Source organism: Gilliamella sp. N-G2, assembly GCF_002142215.1.
GTDB lineage: Bacteria > Pseudomonadota > Gammaproteobacteria > Enterobacterales > Orbaceae > Gilliamella.
In genome coordinates, this window is record NZ_NAST01000002.1 from 1 (window position 1) to 19,265 (window position 19,265).

The 19,265-nt window shown below is 34.2% G+C and carries 16 protein-coding genes; 15 read left to right on the top strand and 1 reads right to left on the bottom strand.

The features are described 5' to 3' along the window. The first annotated feature begins 125 nt into the window (after positions 1-125). The 15 genes from dnaG to B6C99_RS01160 all read left to right on the top strand — a co-directional run bounded on the left by dnaG (position 126) and on the right by B6C99_RS01160 (position 17,819). Positions 126-1,907: a DNA primase gene (dnaG, locus tag B6C99_RS01090; RefSeq protein WP_086358141.1), complete on the top strand. Its 1,782-nt coding sequence runs from the start codon at positions 126-128 to the stop codon at positions 1,905-1,907. Positions 1,908-1,989: 82 nt separating this feature from the next. Then, positions 1,990-3,828: an RNA polymerase sigma factor RpoD gene (rpoD, locus tag B6C99_RS01095; RefSeq protein WP_086358142.1), complete on the top strand. Its 1,839-nt coding sequence runs from the start codon at positions 1,990-1,992 to the stop codon at positions 3,826-3,828. 62 nt (positions 3,829-3,890) lie between these two features. Next, entirely contained in the window at positions 3,891-4,862 is a 972-nt protein-coding gene (locus B6C99_RS01100; RefSeq protein ID WP_086358143.1) for a bile acid:sodium symporter family protein, read from the top strand. A 68-nt stretch (positions 4,863-4,930) separates the two neighbouring features. Next, positions 4,931-6,445 carry an inorganic phosphate transporter PitA gene (pitA, locus tag B6C99_RS01105; RefSeq protein WP_086358144.1) on the top strand — a complete coding sequence of 505 codons (1,515 nt, stop codon included), beginning with the start codon at positions 4,931-4,933 and terminating at the stop codon, positions 6,443-6,445. Between the two features lie 64 nt (positions 6,446-6,509). After that, positions 6,510-6,962 carry a universal stress protein UspA gene (gene uspA / locus B6C99_RS01110; protein WP_034882809.1) on the top strand — a complete coding sequence of 151 codons (453 nt, stop codon included), beginning with the start codon at positions 6,510-6,512 and terminating at the stop codon, positions 6,960-6,962. 179 nt (positions 6,963-7,141) lie between these two features. Then, positions 7,142-7,894, top strand: a complete 753-nt coding sequence (locus tag B6C99_RS01115) for an SDR family oxidoreductase (protein WP_086358145.1) — start codon at positions 7,142-7,144, stop codon at positions 7,892-7,894. Positions 7,895-8,036: 142 nt separating this feature from the next. Further along, positions 8,037-8,366, top strand: coding sequence for a hypothetical protein (locus B6C99_RS01120; RefSeq protein WP_086358146.1), 330 nt, complete (start codon positions 8,037-8,039; stop codon positions 8,364-8,366). 318 nt (positions 8,367-8,684) lie between these two features. Next, positions 8,685-11,141 (top strand): bifunctional aspartate kinase/homoserine dehydrogenase I, encoded by a 2,457-nt coding sequence (thrA, locus tag B6C99_RS01125; RefSeq protein WP_086358147.1) that lies wholly within the window; start codon positions 8,685-8,687, stop codon positions 11,139-11,141. After that, on the top strand, positions 11,142-12,080 hold the full coding sequence (gene thrB / locus B6C99_RS01130) for a homoserine kinase (RefSeq protein WP_086358148.1): 939 nt from the start codon (positions 11,142-11,144) through the stop codon (positions 12,078-12,080). 77 nt (positions 12,081-12,157) lie between these two features. Next, positions 12,158-13,447 (top strand): threonine synthase, encoded by a 1,290-nt coding sequence (thrC, locus tag B6C99_RS01135; protein WP_086358149.1) that lies wholly within the window; start codon positions 12,158-12,160, stop codon positions 13,445-13,447. A 149-nt stretch (positions 13,448-13,596) separates the two neighbouring features. Beyond that, positions 13,597-14,049, top strand: a complete 453-nt coding sequence (nrdR, locus tag B6C99_RS01140; protein ID WP_034882816.1) for a transcriptional regulator NrdR — start codon at positions 13,597-13,599, stop codon at positions 14,047-14,049. Positions 14,050-14,069: 20 nt separating this feature from the next. Continuing rightward, complete coding sequence (gene ribD, locus B6C99_RS01145) at positions 14,070-15,173, top strand: bifunctional diaminohydroxyphosphoribosylaminopyrimidine deaminase/5-amino-6-(5-phosphoribosylamino)uracil reductase RibD (RefSeq protein WP_086358150.1); 1,104 nt, start codon at positions 14,070-14,072, stop codon at positions 15,171-15,173. A gap of 76 nt (positions 15,174-15,249) precedes the next feature. Beyond that, positions 15,250-15,699 carry a hypothetical protein gene (locus B6C99_RS01150; RefSeq protein ID WP_086358151.1) on the top strand — a complete coding sequence of 150 codons (450 nt, stop codon included), beginning with the start codon at positions 15,250-15,252 and terminating at the stop codon, positions 15,697-15,699. Positions 15,700-16,029: 330 nt separating this feature from the next. After that, entirely contained in the window at positions 16,030-16,863 is an 834-nt protein-coding gene (locus B6C99_RS01155; RefSeq protein ID WP_086358152.1) for a DeoR/GlpR family DNA-binding transcription regulator, read from the top strand. 5 nt (positions 16,864-16,868) lie between these two features. Continuing rightward, positions 16,869-17,819, top strand: coding sequence for a sugar kinase (locus tag B6C99_RS01160; protein WP_086358153.1), 951 nt, complete (start codon positions 16,869-16,871; stop codon positions 17,817-17,819). A gap of 220 nt (positions 17,820-18,039) precedes the next feature. On the opposite strand, the gene hemW is transcribed toward B6C99_RS01160, so the two are convergent. Then, the gene (gene hemW, locus B6C99_RS01165; protein ID WP_086358154.1) at positions 18,040-19,176 is read right to left on the bottom strand and encodes a radical SAM family heme chaperone HemW; all 1,137 of its coding nucleotides are present in this window, start codon (positions 19,174-19,176) and stop codon (positions 18,040-18,042) included. Positions 19,177-19,265 lie beyond the last annotated feature (89 nt).

Consider the following 19,265-nt stretch of genomic DNA (forward strand, 5'->3'; position numbering starts at 1 on the left):
GAGAAAACGCTCGTCGCACTCGTCTATATTAATTTTTATATTCTAGATATAAACAATTTTAACAAGCCGTATTATTATTACGGCTTGTTGTCTTTTGATAATGCCATAATTGGTTGAATTTTATCATGAAAGGTCTTATTCCTCGCGATTTTATTTTAGATTTGCTTGCCCGCACAAGTATTCTTGATGTGATAGGTAAGCGCGTTAAAATGAAAAAAAAGGGAAATAATTATTTCGGTTGTTGTCCTTTTCATGATGAAAAAACGGCTTCTTTTTCATTAAATGAAAAAAAACAAATTTACTATTGCTTTGGATGTGGTGCATCAGGCTCTGCTGTAAATTTTTTAATGCAGTATGAACGATTAACCTTTCCTGAAGCCATTGAAGAAATTGCTAGTATGCAAGGTATTCGTGTTCCTTACACGGAAGGTGATAGTAATCAAGCTGATCAATCAAAGCAAATTGAATCACGTAATTTGCGTCGTGATCTCTACTCCTTGATGGCAAAAATCACCGATTTCTACCAACAACAACTAGCTTTATCAACTTCAAAAGATGCTCATATGTATCTTGAGCAACGTGGTTTAAATCAAGAAATTATAACTAGATATAAAATAGGCTATGCTCCTAATGAATGGCGTTTAACTTCACAAAATGTAGTAAAAACTAAAGCTGAAACGAAATTATATAATCAAGCTGGCATGTTAGTTACTAATGATAGTGGTAATCAATATGACCGTTTCCGTGGTCGTATAATGTTTCCAATTCGCGATAGGCAAGGTAATGTCATTGCTTTTGGAGGTAGAACGATTATCAATGATTCAGCTAAATATATTAATTCACCCGAAACGCCTATTTTTCATAAAGGTTTCCAATTGTATGGTCTTTATGAAGCACAAGAGGTTAATCGAAATCCTGAGCAGCTGATTGTGGTTGAAGGATATATGGATGTCGTTTCACTGGCCCAATACGGTATTGATTATGCAGTTGCTGCATTGGGTACATCAACCTCTGAAGAACATATTAAATTATTATTTAGAGCAACTGATTCTGTCATATTTTGTTATGATGGTGATAATGCAGGGCGAAGTGCTGCTTGGCGAGCACTGAACGTATTACTACCTTGTTTGATTGATGGTAAACAAATTACTTTCGCTTTTTTACCGCAAGATGAAGATCCTGACAGCTTCGTACGTAAAGTTGGTAAAGATGGTTTTGAAGATTATGTAAAAAATGCGCCTAATCTGTCTGAATTTTTGTTTGATGAATTATTAAAACAAGTTGATCTAAAAACCGCTGAAGGTAAAGCTAAATTGAGTTCACTGGCCATACCTTTGCTTGAGCAGGTCAAAGCAAAAGCATTTAGGCTTAACTTGCTTCAGGAATTAGGTCGTTATTTAGGCCTACTTGATATATCACAAATAGAACAACTCATTGCCACTGATCAAAACAAAGGTGAAAATAAACCTATTGAACCAGTATCTGCACCGCAGATGAAATTAACTACTATGCGAATTTTGATTGGTTTATTACTGCAATATCCTGATATGGCTAAAATGGTTTCAGATATTAATGTTATGCGACAAGTTAATTTAGCTGGCATAGATATATTTATTGAGCTACTTGAATTATGCCAACAATACCCAAATATAACTACAGCACAGATATTAACAGAGTGTATCAGTCGACCATTTTATAAACAGCTAAGTCGTTTAGCTACATGGGAGTACCATTACCAAGATGATGAAATAGAGTCAATTTTTTCTCATACTTTAAAAGAGTTATATGATAATATACTCGCCCAAAGGCAAGATGAACTGATCGCAAAAGAGAGAGTCTCCGGATTAAGTACCGCAGAGAAAAAAGAATTAGCGACATTAATACTTGTTTTATCAAAAAAAGACTAAATATTTAGGGTATATGTAGAAAATTATTTTCTATTCTACATATATAATATACATGACCGAATAACTAAATGTGGATACCTTTATGGAGCAAAATTCTCAATCACAGTTAAAACTCCTGATCATCCGAGGAAAGGAGCTAGGATACCTGACCTATGCTGATGTCAATGATCACTTGCCTGAAGAAATCATTGATTCAGATCAGATTGAAGATATTATCCAAATGATCAATGATATGGGCATTCAAGTACTTGAAGAAGCCCCAGACTCAGATGAATTATTACTTTCCGATAATGTTCCGGATGAAGAGGCCGTTGAAGCAGCTACAGCATTAGTTTTATCTAATGTCGAATCAGAAATAGGTCGAACTACTGATCCAGTACGTATGTATATGCGTGAAATGGGTGCAGTTGAACTATTAACGCGTGAAGGCGAAATTGATATCGCAAAACGTATTGAAGATGGTATTAATCAAGTTCAAACCTCAGTATCTGAATATCCAGAAGCGATTACTTATCTTTTAGAACAATATAATTTAGTTGAAAGTGGTGAAGTTCGCTTATCTGATCTTATCACTGGCTTTGTCGATCCTAATGCTGAAGGAGCAGAAGAAGAACTTCCTGAAGAATTAGACGATGCTGTAGAAGATGTTGATATTGACGATAGTGATGATGAAAGTGAAGAAGATAGTGACTCTTCAGCTGATGATGATGTTTCTATAGATCCTGAAGTTGCAAAAGCAAAATTTGCTGAATTACAAGAACAACATGACAAAACCTCTGCATCAATAAAAAAATATGGTCGTGCTCATAAAAAAGCACAGCAAGAAATTGAAAACCTATCCGAAGTTTTTAAACAATTTCGATTGGTTAGCAAGCAGTTTGATATTCTCGTTAATAATATGAGAAGTATGATGGATCGAGTAAGAACGCACGAACGTTTTATTATGCGAATTTGTGTTGAACAATGCAAAATGCCAAAAAAACAGTTTATGACGCATTTTACTGGAAATGAAAATAGCATGGACTGGTATATAAAAGCGTCTACTAGTAAAAATGCATATGCCGCTAAATTAAAAGAGTTTGAATTGTCAATTAAAGAGCAAATTAGTGCTTTACAAAAAATTGAAACAGAAACGAATCTTTCTATTGAACAAATCAAAGATATTAATAGAAGAATGTCTATTGGTGAAGCCAAAGCACGACGTGCGAAGAAAGAGATGGTTGAAGCAAACTTACGTCTAGTAATTTCAATTGCTAAAAAATATACCAACCGTGGTTTACAGTTCCTAGACCTTATCCAAGAAGGTAATATTGGATTAATGAAAGCGGTTGATAAGTTTGAATATCGCCGAGGATATAAATTCTCTACTTATGCAACTTGGTGGATTAGACAGGCTATCACTCGTTCTATTGCTGACCAAGCAAGAACAATTCGTATCCCAGTGCATATGATTGAAACAATTAATAAACTAAATCGTATTTCTCGTCAAATGTTACAAGAAATTGGTCGTGAGCCAACGCCAGAAGAATTATCTGAACGCATGCAAATGCCGGAAGAGAAAATTCGGAAGGTATTAAAAATTGCTAAAGAGCCAATTTCAATGGAAACACCGGTTGGTGATGATGAAGATTCACATTTAGGTGATTTTATTGAGGATACTGCACTTGAGCAACCATTGGATGCTGCGACATCTGAAAGTTTGCGTAGCGCAACGCGTGATATTTTATCTGGTTTAACACCACGTGAAGCAAAAGTCTTACGTATGCGATTCGGTATAGATATGAATACTGACCATACGCTTGAAGAAGTCGGTAAACAATTTGATGTAACACGTGAACGTATTCGTCAAATTGAGGCGAAAGCATTACGTAAATTACGTCATCCTAGCCGATCTGATGTCCTTCGTAGTTTCTTAGAATAATTCATATTTACAGCTACATCGCCACTTTTGTGGCGATTTTTTTAACTAATCAAACAACTATCATGAATATACTTCAACGTTTTAAAATTGATTCATTTTTACTGATTTTGATTTGTGTTGTAACTACAGCAACTGTTTTTCCATGTGAAGGAGAAGCAAAAGTTATTTTTGAAAATCTTACCACTTTTGCTATAGGTTTATTGTTTTTTATGCATGGGGCAAAACTGTCGTTTGAGGCGATCATTGTCGGCATAAAAAATTGGCGGTTGCATCTATTAATTTTTCTCATTACTTTCGTCGTATTCCCGATTTTAGGGGTAATGATGCAAGTACTCGTCCCCACTTTTTTATCACAAGATCTTTATTTGGGCTTTGTTTATCTTTGTGTCCTCCCGGCTACAGTTCAGTCGGCAATTGCCTTTACTTCAATTGCAAAAGGCAATGTCGCTGCTGCAATTTGTAGTGCATCGGCTTCTACATTGTTAGGTGTATTTATTACACCGGTATTAGTAGGCGTATTGATGCAAACGCAAGCTGCTGCTTCGATGAATATATTAGATGCCATTGAATCTATTATGCTTAAACTGATGTTGCCATTTATTATTGGTCATTTATCGAGACGTTTTATTGGCAAATGGGTTGATAAATATAAAAGTGTGATTTCTAAAACCGACCGTATATCAATATTATTAGTTGTCTATGTCGCTTTTAGTGACGCGGTAGTGAATGGTATTTGGTCTAAAGTCAGCTTGTTATCTCTTGTGGAGATCATTGTTTATTCAATAATTTTATTAACAATTGTGTTATTGATTACAACCTATAGCTCACGATTATTGGGTTTTAGTAAAGAAGATGAAATTACCATCGTGTTTTGTGGTTCTAAAAAAAGCTTAGCCAGTGGTATTCCAATGGCTAGTGTAATCTTTCCTATGTCGATAACAGGAATAATAATCTTGCCGCTAATGATTTTTCACCAAGTACAATTAATGATCTGTGCTGTTTTAGCTTCTCATTACGCGAAGCGAAAAATGTAAAAATTGTTTTGCTCATTAGGTTATTCTCAAGGATAATAGAGTCGCTATTAACAACAGAAAGATATATTATGTTTCATCTATTTGCTGATTTAGACTTTTCTACCATTATATTATTAGTTTTGGCGCTGTTTTTTGTTCTTTTTTATGAGGCAATTAATGGATTTCATGACACCGCCAATGCTGTTGCGACAGTAATATATACTCGAGCATTAAAGGAACAGCTCGCTGTTTTTATGGCCGGTATGTTTAACTTTTTTGGGGTATTACTTGGTGGACTGAGTGTTGCTTATGCAATTGTTCATCTTTTACCTACAGATTTATTACTGAATGTAAGTTCTGCTCATGGACTGGCAATGGTATTCTCAATTTTATTTGCCGCGATTATTTGGAATTTAGGTACTTGGTATGTAGGTATCCCTGCTTCTAGTTCCCACACTCTGATTGGTGCTATTATTGGTGTCGCATTGGCTAATGCCTTTATTATGGATACATCTATCATTGAGGCACTTAATATTCCTAAAATGATTCAAATCTTTTTATCATTAATTATTTCACCTATCGTTGGTCTGGTTATAGCTGGCTTAATGATTTTTTTATTACGCAAATATTGGACACGTAAAGGACAAGGTAAAAAACGTAGTAAAAAAAGAGAACGAATTTTTATGACACCAGAACAGCGTGAAAAACTATATGGTAAAAAGAAGCCGCCATTTTGGATTCGTATAATGCTTATTATTTCAGCAGCAGGTGTAAGTTTCTCGCACGGTGCAAATGATGGGCAAAAAGGGATTGGTTTATTGATGCTAGTCTTAATGGGGATTGCACCGGCAGGTTTTATTGTTAACATGGGTGCATCAACCTATGAGATTACTAATACCAGAAATGCGATTCATAATATTGAAGAATACTTTGTTTCTCATAATGAAGATCTTAATTCAGTAATTGGTAAACAATCAGCGGTAGATACTGCAATCCCAGAAAATGATTTAAATAAATATCATTGTGATTATTCAAAATCGTTTATCACCTTGGGTATTGCTAACAATCTATTTAATAAAATCAATGACTATGACTCACTTAATGTTGATCAACGTTCACAAGCTAGACGTATTTTATTATGTTTGTCTGATACCGTATCACATGTAGCTAAACAACCCAATATATCAAATAAAGATAAGCAGTATTTAAAATCATTAAATGATGATTTATTAAAAACAGTCGAATATGCACCTATTTGGATAATTATTGGTGTCGCCTCGGCGCTTGCGGTAGGAACTATGATTGGTTGGCGACGTGTAGCCATCACTATAGGTGAAAAGATAGGTAAAAAAGGAATGACTTATGCACAAGGAGTTTCGGCGCAAATAACTACGGCGTTATCTATTGGTATAGCAAGTTATACCGGAATGCCGGTATCGACAACGCAGGTTCTTTCTTCATCGGTTGCCGGAACCATGATTGTCGATGGTGGGGGAGTACAAAGTAAAACGATTAAAAATATCGCGCTTACTTGGGTTCTTACTTTACCGATTTCAATATTGTTATCTGGGTCACTTTTTTGGCTTGCTCAAAAATTAATTTAGTAGTAAAAAGGAAGTATAAAATTTTAATTTAATTAGAGCATCAAAATAGGAAGGAGTGGATATTATGGCTTATAAACATATTTTAGTCGCAGTCGATTTATCACCTGAAAGTGAAGTTCTTGTTGAAAAAGCAGTCTCTATGGCTAGACCATATAATGCTCAAATATCACTTATTCATGTGGGTATTAACTATTCTGATCTTTATACTGGTTTAGTTGATATTAATATGAATGATATGAAAGATCGCATTAATGAAGATGCTCATATCGCATTGAATAAATTAGCGGCTGATGCAGGTTATCCAATTGCACATACTCTTTCTGGTAATGGTGAATTCGGCCAAGTATTAATTGAAGCTATTCATGAATATGGTGCGGATCTGGTTGTTTGTGGTCATCACCAAGATTTTTGGAGTAAATTAATGTCTTCAGCTCGTCAATTAATCAACAATACCCATATTGATACGTTGATTGTTCCTTTGAAAGATGATGAGCCATCCGAAGAACCATCTAAATGAAATATACGATATGAACCCGCTTTTTAGCGGGTTTTTTCTAGGTTATGCAAAAAAATTTATCAATATTTAGGCTATTAAGCTAATTGATAATATTTTACTATTTTACTTATGGTTGTTTTCTTTCTATATCACAAATGTGTACTTAATATAACTACCATGAGTATTGAAGGAGATTGAATATGAATATTGTTTTGGTTACCGGCGCTTCGTCTGGATTTGGTCAAGCTATTTGTCGAAAACTTATCGCAGATGGCTATAGAGTAATTGGTGCAGCAAGACGACTTGATAACTTACAAAAACTGGAACAAGAGTTAGGAGATAACTTTTTACCTTTAACTCTAGATGTTTGCAAAAAAGACTCTGTTGAAACAATTTTATTACAATTACCTAAAGAATTTCAGCCTATTGATATATTAATTAACAATGCCGGATTAGCTTTAGGTTTAGAACCTGCATATGAAGCTGACTACAATGATTGGCAAACAATGATTGAAACTAATGTCATTGGTTTAGTTCATTTAACCCATCAAATTTTACCGGTAATGGTTGAACGCAATAGTGGCTACATCATTAATCTTGGATCTGTCGCGGGTACTTATCCTTATAAAGGTGGTAATGTTTATGGTGCTTCCAAAGCATTCGTTAAACAATTTAGTGCTAATTTAAGAACAGATTTATTAGGTAAAAAAATTAGAGTAACAAACATTGAACCAGGATTGTGTGGAGGAACCGAATTTTCCAATGTGCGATTCCATGGCAATGCCGAACAAGCAGCTGCGGTGTATAAAGATGTGGACTTTATCACTCCAGAAGATATCGCTAATACTGTCTCATGGTTAGTGAATACACCAAGTCATTTTAATGTCAATTCAATTGAAATTATGCCGGTGGCACAAGCCTCGGCAGGCTTAGCTGTTAGTAAAGGAGTTTAAACAAAAATCCCAAAGGCATTGAATGATATAATGCCTTTGGCAAAAAATAATAAAAAAATAGAATTGTTAAACAAAATAGACTTGCACTTATGTTAATGGATTGCTATCCTTTTCGCTTGTGATTTTGATTGAGGTTTTAGCAATGACATTTTCTGAAGTAACAAAAACATTTGCGACAAGCTTGCCTGGTACCGATTCGTACGTAAAACTACGTAAGGCTATGAGGATATTAATCCAAGAAGATCCAAGTAACGCAGCCGTTTACTTTTTGATTTTTGGGTTTGCACGCACTTATGTCATGTTATATGAAGATCAGGAGGTTTCACCACAATTTGCTGAAGATAATCAGAAATTAATGTTATCGTATCTCAATATACTTGATGAAGCATTACAAAAACAAAATGCTGAAAGTATCTATCAAGCATTAAACAAAGTAGTCAATGAATACGAAAACAGCAAAAAGGTATTTTAGTTATTTACAGCCTGACATGAAAATGTCGGGCTGTTTTGTTTAGAGTTTATTTTAGGAAAGATAATAAAATGGTAATGATGATTTCAAGCATTATTGGTACCACCGGCACTATTATCAATTATAGGGCGGGTTGATTTTTCCTTAAAAAATATCGAAAAACCCGCCAAAAAAGGCGGGTTTTTTACTTTGTAATACAAAAAAATTCTAAAACATAAATTAAAGTAAAAACAATTCAAAATATTCATTTTATGCATATCTTTTAAAAATGGTATTTTGAATTATTATTGGCATAAATTAGAAAAATAAGTAAGGTGTGATATGAAAGTTTTAAAATTTGGAGGAACATCTGTTGCCAACGCAGAACGCTTTTTGCGTGTAGCAGAGATTATTGAAAATAATGCTAAACAAGAACAGACGGCAACGGTTTTATCTGCACCCGCTAAAATTACCAATCATTTAGTTGCAATGGTCGAAAAAACAGTTGCCAAGCAAGATATCCAAACCAATATCTACGATGCTGAAAAAATCTTTGCTGACTTATTAGCTGGTATTGCCGAAACGCTTCCTAATTTTGCCTATGAAAAAATGAAAAAGTTTGCTCTTAATGAGTTAAATAATGTCAAACAACTGTTAGAAGGTATTCGACTATTAGGTCAATGTCCGGATAGTATTAATGCCACAATCATTTGTCGAGGTGAGAAACTTTCGATTGCTATTATGGAAGAATTGCTAAAAGCAAAAGGGTATGAAGTAACTGTTATTAATCCTGTGGCAATGTTAATTGCGCAAGGCGATTATTTAGAGTCGACCGTTGATATTGTCGAGTCATCTCAACGAATCAGTGAAATGTGTATTCCTCCAGAAAATATAATTTTGATGCCAGGTTTTACCGCAGGTAATGAAAAGGGTGAATTAGTTGTTTTAGGGCGTAACGGTTCAGATTATTCGGCTTCAGTATTAGCCGCCTGTTTACGTGCCAATAGCTGTGAAATTTGGACCGATGTCGATGGAGTTTATACCTGTGATCCGCGAATTGTGCCAGATGCCAAACTACTACAAACAATGTCTTATCAAGAAGCTATGGAGCTATCTTATTTTGGTGCTAAAGTGCTTCACCCTAGAACGATTTTACCGATTGCGCAATTTCAAATTCCATGTTTAATCAAAAATACCAATAATCCAGATGCTCCAGGTACTTTAATCGGCGCTAATGTGATTGATAGTTCAACACCAGTTAAAGGTATTACTAATTTAAATAATATGGCCATGATAAATGTATCAGGTCCAGGATTGAAAGGTATGGTTGGTATGTCGGCGCGGGTTTTTTCCGCTATGTCATATGCCGGTATTTCTGTCGTACTTATTACCCAATCATCGTCTGAATATAGTATTAGTTTTTGTGTGCCTCAAACCGAACTATACCGCGCGGAAGAGGCATTGAGTGAAGAGTTTTATTTAGAATTAAAAGATGGCCTACTCGAACCAATTGAAGTAATTGAAAAATTAGCAATTATCTCTGTAGTTGGTGATGGCATGCGTACTTTACGTGGCTTATCGGCTAACTTCTTTACCGCATTAGCGCGCGCCAATATTAACATTGTGGCAATTGCCCAAGGTTCATCAGAACGCTCAATCTCAGTTGTGGTTGATAATGATGTTGCTGTAATGGGGGTTCGAGTGACTCACCAAATGTTATTTGGTACCGACAAAATGTTAGATGTATTTGTTATTGGTGTTGGTGGTGTTGGTGGCGCCTTGGTGGATCAAATCGGCCGTCAACAAAAATGGCTTAAAAATAAACAAATTGACTTGCGGGTTTGTGGTTTATTTAATTCCAAACACTCAGTACTTAATCGTGATGGAATTAACTTAGATAATTGGCGTGATCAAATAAAACAAAGTGAAACCAATTATAATCTAAACGGTATTATTGAATTTGCTAAAAACAATCGATTACTTAATCCAATCTTAGTTGACTGCACTTCAAGTAGTGACATATCAGATAAATATGTTGATTTTCTGGCTAATGGTTTCCATGTGGTAACCCCAAATAAAAAAGCCAACACCAGTTCAATGGCTTATTACCTTCGTTTACGCCAAGAAGCAGCAAATAGTAAGCGTAAATTCCAATATGATACCAACGTTGGTGCCGGGCTACCGGTAATCGAGAACTTACAGAATCTGCTTAATGCCGGTGACGAATTAATTAAGTTTTCCGGAATTTTATCGGGTTCATTATCTTTTATTTTCGGTAAGTTAGATGAAGGTATGTCATTATCAGAAGCAACTAAGTTGGCGAAAGAGAAAGGCTTTACCGAACCTGACCCGCGTGATGACTTATCCGGAACCGACGTAGCAAGAAAACTATTAATCTTAGCAAGGGAAGCAGGATTACAACTTGAACTGGATCAAATTAATGTTGAATCAGTGCTACCAGCAGAATATTCTCAAGGCAATATTGATGAGTTTATGGCAAAACTTCCACAACTCGATGCACAATTTAAAGAAAAATCAGAAAAAGCCGCTAAAGAAGGAAAAGTTCTACGTTATGTTGCTAACATCGATGGAGATCAATGTAGTGTCAAAATAGAAGCCGTAGATACTGAAGATCCTCTTTATAAAGTTAAAAATGGTGAAAATGCATTAGCATTCTATACCAGATATTATCAACCAATTCCATTAGTACTACGTGGTTACGGTGCCGGTAATGATGTAACAGCAGCGGGTGTGTTTGCTGATATTTTACGAACCACATCTGGAAAAATTGGAGGCTAAATGAGTCATAAATCATTAACTGTTTATGCACCAGCATCAATGGCAAATATTAGTGTAGGCTTTGATATTTTAGGTGCAGCAATCAATCCAATTAGTGGGGCGATGTTAGGTGACTGTATTACCATTGAGTCGGCAACTGAGTTTAGCCTTACAAGCAAAGGGCAATTTGTTAAAAAATTGCCCAAGGATCCCAAATACAATATTGTTTATCAATGTTGGCAACGTTTTTGTAAGGCTATGGGTAAAACATTACCGGTTAACATAACGCTTGAAAAAAACATGCCAATTGGTTCTGGATTGGGTTCAAGTGCTTGTTCTGTCGTTGGTGCTTTTGTGGCATTAAATAAATTTTTTGATGAACCATTTAATCAATATGAAATGCTTTCCATGATGGGGGAATTAGAAGGCCGAATTTCTGGTAGCGTGCATTATGATAATGTCGCTCCTTGTTACTTAGGTGGAATGCAACTTATCCTTGATGAAATGGGGGTGATAAGTGAGTCAATACCGCATTTTGACAATTGGTATTGGGTAATGGCTTATCCAGGTATTAAAGTTTCTACTGCTGAAGCTCGAGCAATATTACCTGCTCAATATCAAAAAGCAGATTGTGTTGCGCATGGTCGTTATGTAGGTGGTTTTTTACATGCTTGTTATAGCAAACAACCCAAACTTGCTGCGGCAATGTTGATTGATAATATTGCCGAGCCTTATCGTAAACAGTTGCTACCTAATTTCGATGCAACACAAAAAAAGGTAAAACAACTTGGCGCATTAGCCTCTGGTATATCTGGCTCAGGACCGACAATGTTTGTGGTAGCAGATAATCTTGAAACTGCAAAACAGATAGAGTCATTGTTGAAAAGTTCTTATTTACAAAATGAAGATGGTTTTACGCACATTTGTAAAATAGATCCACAAGGTGCAAGAGAGATTTAAGTTAATTGTTATTAAATAAAACAATAAGATTAAATCAAAAAGAAAACAATTAAAGTATAAAATTATTGGAAAACATTATGAAACTGTATAACTTAAAAGATCATTCCGAGCAGGTTAGTTTTGCGCAGGCGGTACAACAAGGATTAGGAAGAGGACAAGGCCTGTTTTTCCCTGAACAGTTGCCAAAATTTTCTGCGCAAGAAATAGAAGCATTATTAAAAATGGACTTTATTACACGCAGTGCCAAAATCTTATCCGCTTTTATTGGCAATGAAATTAACGATAATGATATGCATCGATTAGTGCAAAATGCTTTCCAATTCACCGCCCCTGTTAAATCGGTAGAAGATGATATTGGATCATTGGAACTTTATCATGGCCCGACATTAGCATTTAAAGATTTTGGTGGACGCTTTATGGCACAAGCTTTAGTCCAAGTTGCTGCCGATAAAAAAATCACCATTTTGACCGCAACTTCGGGAGATACTGGTGCTGCTGTTGCCCATGCATTTTATCACCTACCGAATATTCGCGTTGTGATTTTATATCCAGAAGGTAAAATTAGCCCATTACAAGAGAAGCTCTTTTGTACGTTAGGTGATAACATTCACACCATTGCTATTCAAAGTGATTTTGATGCCTGCCAAGCTTTAGTTAAAAAAGCATTTGATGATGAAGAACTAAAAACCATCATTGGTTTAAACTCAGCTAATTCAATTAATATCAGTCGGCTTTTAGCGCAAATCTGCTATTATTTTGAAGCTTATGCGCAACTTACTGCCAAACAACGTGAACAATTAGTTATTTCCGTACCAAGTGGTAATTTTGGTGATTTAACGGCTGGTTTACTGGCAAAAACCATGGGATTACCTATTAAACGATTTATTGCTGCGACAAATGCTAATGATACTGTTCCTCGTTATTTAGAAACCGGTAAGTGGGAACCGCATAAAACCGTGGCAACATTATCTAATGCTATGGATGTAAGTCAACCAAACAACTGGCCAAGGATCGAAGAAATTTATCAGCGAGAAGGTTGGGTACTTAAATCATTAGGACATGCTGCTGTTTCTGACGAAGTTTCAATAAAAACAGTTCAGGAATTGGATAAAAAAGGTTATTTATCTGAGCCTCATGGTGCTATTGCCTACAGAGCATTACGCGATCAGCTGCAAGAAGGAGAGTATGGTTTATTTTTAGGAACAGCTCATCCAGCTAAATTCAAAGAAGTGGTTGAAGATATCCTTGGTCGATCAATCTCATTACCATCAGCTTTGGCTGAAAGAGCTGAGATGCCATTACTTTCTCACTATATGCCGGATGATTTTACTAAATTACGTGATTTCTTAATCTCATTAACATGGTAAATTTGATTGCCGTCACCAGATTGGTGACGGATTTTTATCATTTAGTTTGCTTACAAATTTTTAGAGTATATATAACTTAGCTGTAATCTTGTTTAAATGACTAATTTCGGCTATTGTAATGTAAGTTGAAACGTTATCAGGATATATTTATGCACTGTCCGTTTTGTAATGCAGATGATACAAAAGTTATTGATTCTCGATTAGTGGGTGAAGGTTTTCAGGTTCGTCGCCGTCGACAATGTGTCGAATGTAATGAACGGTTTACCACATTTGAAGTGGCAGAGTTAATTATGCCTAATGTTATCAAGAGCAATAAAGTTCGCGAACCTTTCAATGAAGATAAACTTCGTAATGGTATAAAACGAGCGCTAGAAAAACGCCCAGTGAGTTTTGATGCAATAGAAGATGCCATCACGCGAATTAAATCAAAACTAAGAGCAACAGGTGAACGCGAAGTACCAGCCAAATTAATTGGTAATTTTGTTATTGAAGAACTAAAAAATCTCGATAAAGTTGCTTATATTCGTTTTGCTTCTGTTTATTTCAGTTTTGATGACATTGAACAATTCAGTAATGAAATTGCTAAGTTGCAACAAAAATAATCCAATTTAACACAATGACTATGGATAAAGATCAATTTTATATGCAGCAAGCTATTGAGCTTGCTAAACTTGGCCGTTTTACGACTCCTCCAAATCCTAATGTAGGTTGTATCATTGTTAAAAATGATCAGATTATTGGTAAAGGTTTTCATCTAAAAGCGGGCTTACCACATGCCGAAGTCTACGCATTAAAAATGGCAGGTGATGCAGCTAAAGATGCCACTGCTTATGTAACACTTGAACCCTGTAGCCATTATGGCCGAACCCCTCCTTGTGCTGATGCTCTTGTTAGGTCTGGAATTAAACGGGTTGTTATTGCGATGCAAGATCCTAATCCCAACGTTGCAGGTAAAGGGATTAAACGTTTAAAAGACGCCGGTATTGAAGTTATGGTTGGTGTTTTACATGAACAAGCCGAAGCGATTAATAAAGGTTTTTTAAAATGTATGCGCACAGGGATACCCTATGTTCAACTTAAGCTTGCTGCCTCGTTAGATGGTAAAATTGCTATGGCATCGGGTGAAAGTAAATGGATTACTTCAAGTGTGGCAAGACAAGATGTACAACAATATCGAGCGCAGGCCAGTTGTATTTTGAGTACCCGAGCAACCGTTCAAGAAGATAATGCCAGTTTAACAGTTAGATACGATGAATTACCTGATGAGATTAGAAAAATTTATCCCTTAGAAAGTATTCGACAACCAGTTCGCGTTATTATAGACAGTCAAAATCGATTAACTGGCAATGAAAATATCTTTAGTCAATCGGGTGAAACATGGATAGTCCGCAAGCAAAATATTCCAATAATTAAACCCAATACCAAGCTAATTATTGAATCCTCAGCCCAAAATCAGATAGATTTAGTCGAATTATTAACAGAATTAGGCAAAAACCAAATTAATTCTGCTTGGGTTGAAGCGGGAGCACATCTGGCTGGAGCATTTATTGAACAAGATTTAGTTGATGAACTCATTATTTATTATGCGCCTAAATTGCTAGGGCATAATGCCAAAGACTTATGTGTTTTAACTAATCTTACAAAATTATCTTTAGCGCCCCAATTTCAATTTGAATCGGTGGTTGCTGTGGGTGATGATTTAAGGATTATCTTAAAAAGAAAATAAACTTCAATCTTGGCGATAGTTGAATTATCTAGTTTGAATAAGATCAAACGGAAAATAGGAAAGCGATTTAATTGATATGTATGATAAAACAAAATTTAGTATGCTCAATATTGATGATTTTTTTAGTTCAGATCAATATCAAACTATTGAAGATTTCAGTTATGCTGATGTCCAAGGAATAGCAAAAGGTGGTTATCAAATTGAATTTTTTTATATTTTAGATCGCGTTGAGGCATTATCAATTGAAGAAGTTACGGATAACGCTTTTTTAATTGATAAAGCTAATCAAATTTTAAGTTACCTTGGCTTTGGTTTTAAGATTGGTTACCCGTTTGAATTAGCTGATGAATTTAATCATAACTATAGATTTAAAGATAGTGTTATTGAAGATCAGATACGTTATTATTATGATTTTGAAGGAATGTTAATTGTTCTAGGTATTACTTGGGAAGGCATTTTGGAATCATTTGAAATGGTTAATGATAAAAGAATAATTGATAACCGATTAGAAATGTTTTATTCCTAAAACTGGCCATATAGAGTTAATTATTATATTATTAATAATTTAATTTTTCATATATTGATTATCATCAATTGAATATACTAAAAATTTGTAGAAATATTGATAATAAATTAGATATTTAATCCTCGATTGTGTAACCGATCATTAAGCTAATATCTTAGCTTTTAAAGTAATTTTTTAGAGTTAAATATATTCCTGAAACATAGAAATTAAAATAATAACTCATTAAGTATTATATGTATTTTAATCACTTAATCTGGTTTATATTTGACTACTTATATTATAAATTTTATTATTTTGTCCTAGGAATTTATATATAACATAGGAAATGTAATGGCTAAAGTATCTTCAGCCCTATTAAAAAGACGATTGGAAATTGCAGAAATTGTACGCAAATGTGGTGAAATAAAGGTTGATGAGTTATCCGATATACTTCAAGTTTCCCACGTTACGATTCGTCAGGATTTAACATATTTAGAACATCAAGGGTATTTAAAACGTTTTTTTGGTAAAGCAATCTATATTTCACCAGAAGATTTTATAAACAATTCAACAAGTGTATACCCAAGTCGTTTGGCGTCATATTTTAATGTTGATAACAATGATATTAAATTAGTGACAACTTGTCTTAATTATATTAATAATGGAGATACAATATTTCTAAGTCATGGTAGTTTGATTCGGAAATTAATTCCGTTTCTCCATAATAAAAAATATTTAACAGTTATTTTGAATGATTTAAATAATGCGCAATTAGTGAAAGAATTTTCGGATGCTGAAGTTATTCTTATTGGTGGAGTTTTAGATAAATCTAATGTACTGAAACATTCTAACCTTTCTAGCTCTATTATAAATCAATTTTCTTTTTCCAATTTCATTTTCGAATTTTCAGCTATAAATGCTAATGATTATTTAGTTATTCAAGATATTGAACATCAAGAAATCTATCAACAAATATTAAAAAATGCAGATCATTCTATAGGTATTTTACCCCCCCAAATGAAAATCAATGAAAATAATACTATCGGTAAACTAAAAAATACAGACGTCATTGTTTTATCAAGATCTGTTGTAAATGAGTATCATCAACAATTGCTTAATTCCAATTTTAAACAGGTTACAACGGATAAATATTGTGTGACTTACCATAATGTATTGGAGGTCTAATAAGCATGAAAGTCAAAATATGTACATTAGGGGAGTTGTTTGTTGAATTTGTCGCTAAGGAGTTCAATCAACGATTTGATCAGACAAGTGAATATATTGGACCATATCCTAGTGGGGCACCAGCTATATTTGCCAACCAAGTTGCCAAATTAGGTTTTCCGGTCATCTTTTTGAGTTGTGTGGGTAAAGATCCTTTTGGAAAGATGTGTATTAATCGACTTAAACAAGATGGTGTGAATGTTAAAGGTATAACATCTCATAATAAAGTAAAAACAGCTACTGCTTTTTCCACACAAATTGCTCCAAAAGAGCGAAGTTTAATTTATAACATTTTGAACAGTGCATGTAGTCTAATTTCATTTGATCATGTGGATGAAGCTTTATTGAAAGACTGCAATCATTTACATATTATGGGGTCATCGCTTTATTCATTTAGAGCCATTGACGCTATAAGTAAAGCAATGAATTTTATTAAAAGTAATGGTGGGACAATTTCTTTTGATCCTAATTTACATAAAGAAATGTCTGAAATTCGTGAAATAGAACAGTCTTTTAGTTATATTTTAGAATATACCGATATCATGTTGATTAACGAAAAACAAGTCAAATATTTTGCAGAAAACCATGGTAGTGAAAAAGAAATTATTAGTTCTATAATGGAAAAAGGTATCAAGTATATTGTGGTGAAGAAAGGCGGTGACGGTGCTAATTGTTATGTATACGATAATAGAAATAATATTAATATGATTTATTCTAAAGGTTTTGATATGGATATCATTGACTATTCAGGTGCTGATTATTGTTTTGATGCAACATTCGTGAGTTTATTACTCACAGGATTTACAATCGAACAAGCCTTAGAATATGCAAATGCTAGTTATGCTTTATCTTCATCTTGTAAAGGGCCAATGGAAGGTACATCGTCGCTCATCGAGATTCAAAAATTTTTATCATAAAATATAATTAATCTTATTATTTTTTTCTAAAAAACAAAAAAACTCCCAATAACGAGGTTATTGGGAAAACATAAGGAATAGGAAAACAATGAAATAAATGCATTGCTATATATAGTATCCTCTCTTTTTAAATAAATGTAAGTAAAGATATGCATATATTTATTTAAATAGTTAGTATTTTTTTTGTTAAAAAGTAGTAAATATTTATCTGCTACTAATTTTAGTATAAGAATATTTCAAGTAATGAATTTAAAAATAACTTACCATGGTCAGTTATTTGCCAGTTTTGGTTATCCTCAATCAGATAATTTTTTTCAATAGCCAGTGAGATTGGTTTATCAATGGATTGCAACGGTAAAAAAGTTCGTTGTTCAAATTCAGACTTAGGTGTAGGTTCAAATAGTCTAAATCTGTTCATAAAAAATTCAAAGGCTAACTCATCTTTTGCAACAGTATAAGAACGTTCTAAATAACGTCCTTCTAGATAGCCTTTAGGATGTTTGGTTTTTACCGTGCGAATAATAGTTCCATCATTTTGGGTTATCTTTCCATGAGCACCACAACCAATACCGATATAATCACCGAATCGCCAATAATTCAAATTATGTAGGCATTGATAATTCGGCTTCGCATAAGCTGATGTTTCATATTGCTCATAACCATGTTTTGTTAATAATTGATGACCTTGTTGGTAAATATCCCAGAGCATATCGTCATCAGGCAAAATAGGCGGTTTAGAGCCAAATAATGTGTTAGGTTCAATAGTTAATTGATACCATGATAAATGTGGTGGAGCGATTGCAATTGCTTGTTTTAGATCATTTAAGGCATCATCAAGGCTTTGTTTTGGTAAGCCATGCATTAAATCTAAATTAAAGCTTTTTAAATTTAAGCCGTGTGCAAATTCGCCAGCATCTATGGCTTCTTGTGGATTATGAACTCGCCCTAATTTTATAAGTTTATCTTCCTGAAAGCTTTGTACCCCAATTGATATTCGATTAATTCCTGCTTGTTGATACCCTTTAAATTTTTCTACATCAACGGAATTGGGATTGGCTTCAATTGTTATTTCGGCGTCGTGATTTATGGGGATAATTTTATTAATATTGATTAATAAGTTATTAATTAACTCAGCAGAAAAAAGACTTGGCGTACCGCCTCCGATAAAAATTGAGTGGATAGCGCGATTATTACAAAGCATGATGTCTTGTTTTAAATCATTAATTAAATGGTCTATATATGCGGAATAATCAGGCGTTTTTTTCATTTTATGTGAATTAAAATCACAATATGGACATTTTTGTACGCACCATGGCATATGTATATATAAACTCAACGGGATTTTATAATCAAACATATGCCTTTCCTCAAATTTTAAAATAAAGTATGCGTACTAATAAGAAATAGCTGGCTATATTACTCCAATTTAGTAAAAAAAGCTTTTAT

Bases quoted from the DNA above. Each gene is read 5' to 3' on its own strand.
- dnaG (WP_086358141.1), top strand. From the start codon at position 126: ATGAAAGGTCTTATTCCTCGCGATTTTATTTTAGATTTGCTTGCCCGC.
- rpoD (WP_086358142.1), top strand. From the start codon at position 1,990: ATGGAGCAAAATTCTCAATCACAGTTAAAACTCCTGATCATCCGAGGA.
- B6C99_RS01100 (WP_086358143.1), top strand. From the start codon at position 3,891: ATGAATATACTTCAACGTTTTAAAATTGATTCATTTTTACTGATTTTG.
- pitA (WP_086358144.1), top strand. From the start codon at position 4,931: ATGTTTCATCTATTTGCTGATTTAGACTTTTCTACCATTATATTATTA.
- uspA (WP_034882809.1), top strand. From the start codon at position 6,510: ATGGCTTATAAACATATTTTAGTCGCAGTCGATTTATCACCTGAAAGT.
- B6C99_RS01115 (WP_086358145.1), top strand. From the start codon at position 7,142: ATGAATATTGTTTTGGTTACCGGCGCTTCGTCTGGATTTGGTCAAGCT.
- B6C99_RS01120 (WP_086358146.1), top strand. From the start codon at position 8,037: ATGACATTTTCTGAAGTAACAAAAACATTTGCGACAAGCTTGCCTGGT.
- thrA (WP_086358147.1), top strand. From the start codon at position 8,685: ATGAAAGTTTTAAAATTTGGAGGAACATCTGTTGCCAACGCAGAACGC.
- thrB (WP_086358148.1), top strand. From the start codon at position 11,142: ATGAGTCATAAATCATTAACTGTTTATGCACCAGCATCAATGGCAAAT.
- thrC (WP_086358149.1), top strand. From the start codon at position 12,158: ATGAAACTGTATAACTTAAAAGATCATTCCGAGCAGGTTAGTTTTGCG.
- nrdR (WP_034882816.1), top strand. From the start codon at position 13,597: ATGCACTGTCCGTTTTGTAATGCAGATGATACAAAAGTTATTGATTCT.
- ribD (WP_086358150.1), top strand. From the start codon at position 14,070: ATGGATAAAGATCAATTTTATATGCAGCAAGCTATTGAGCTTGCTAAA.
- B6C99_RS01150 (WP_086358151.1), top strand. From the start codon at position 15,250: ATGTATGATAAAACAAAATTTAGTATGCTCAATATTGATGATTTTTTT.
- B6C99_RS01155 (WP_086358152.1), top strand. From the start codon at position 16,030: ATGGCTAAAGTATCTTCAGCCCTATTAAAAAGACGATTGGAAATTGCA.
- B6C99_RS01160 (WP_086358153.1), top strand. From the start codon at position 16,869: ATGAAAGTCAAAATATGTACATTAGGGGAGTTGTTTGTTGAATTTGTC.
- hemW (WP_086358154.1), bottom strand. From the start codon at position 19,176: ATGTTTGATTATAAAATCCCGTTGAGTTTATATATACATATGCCATGG.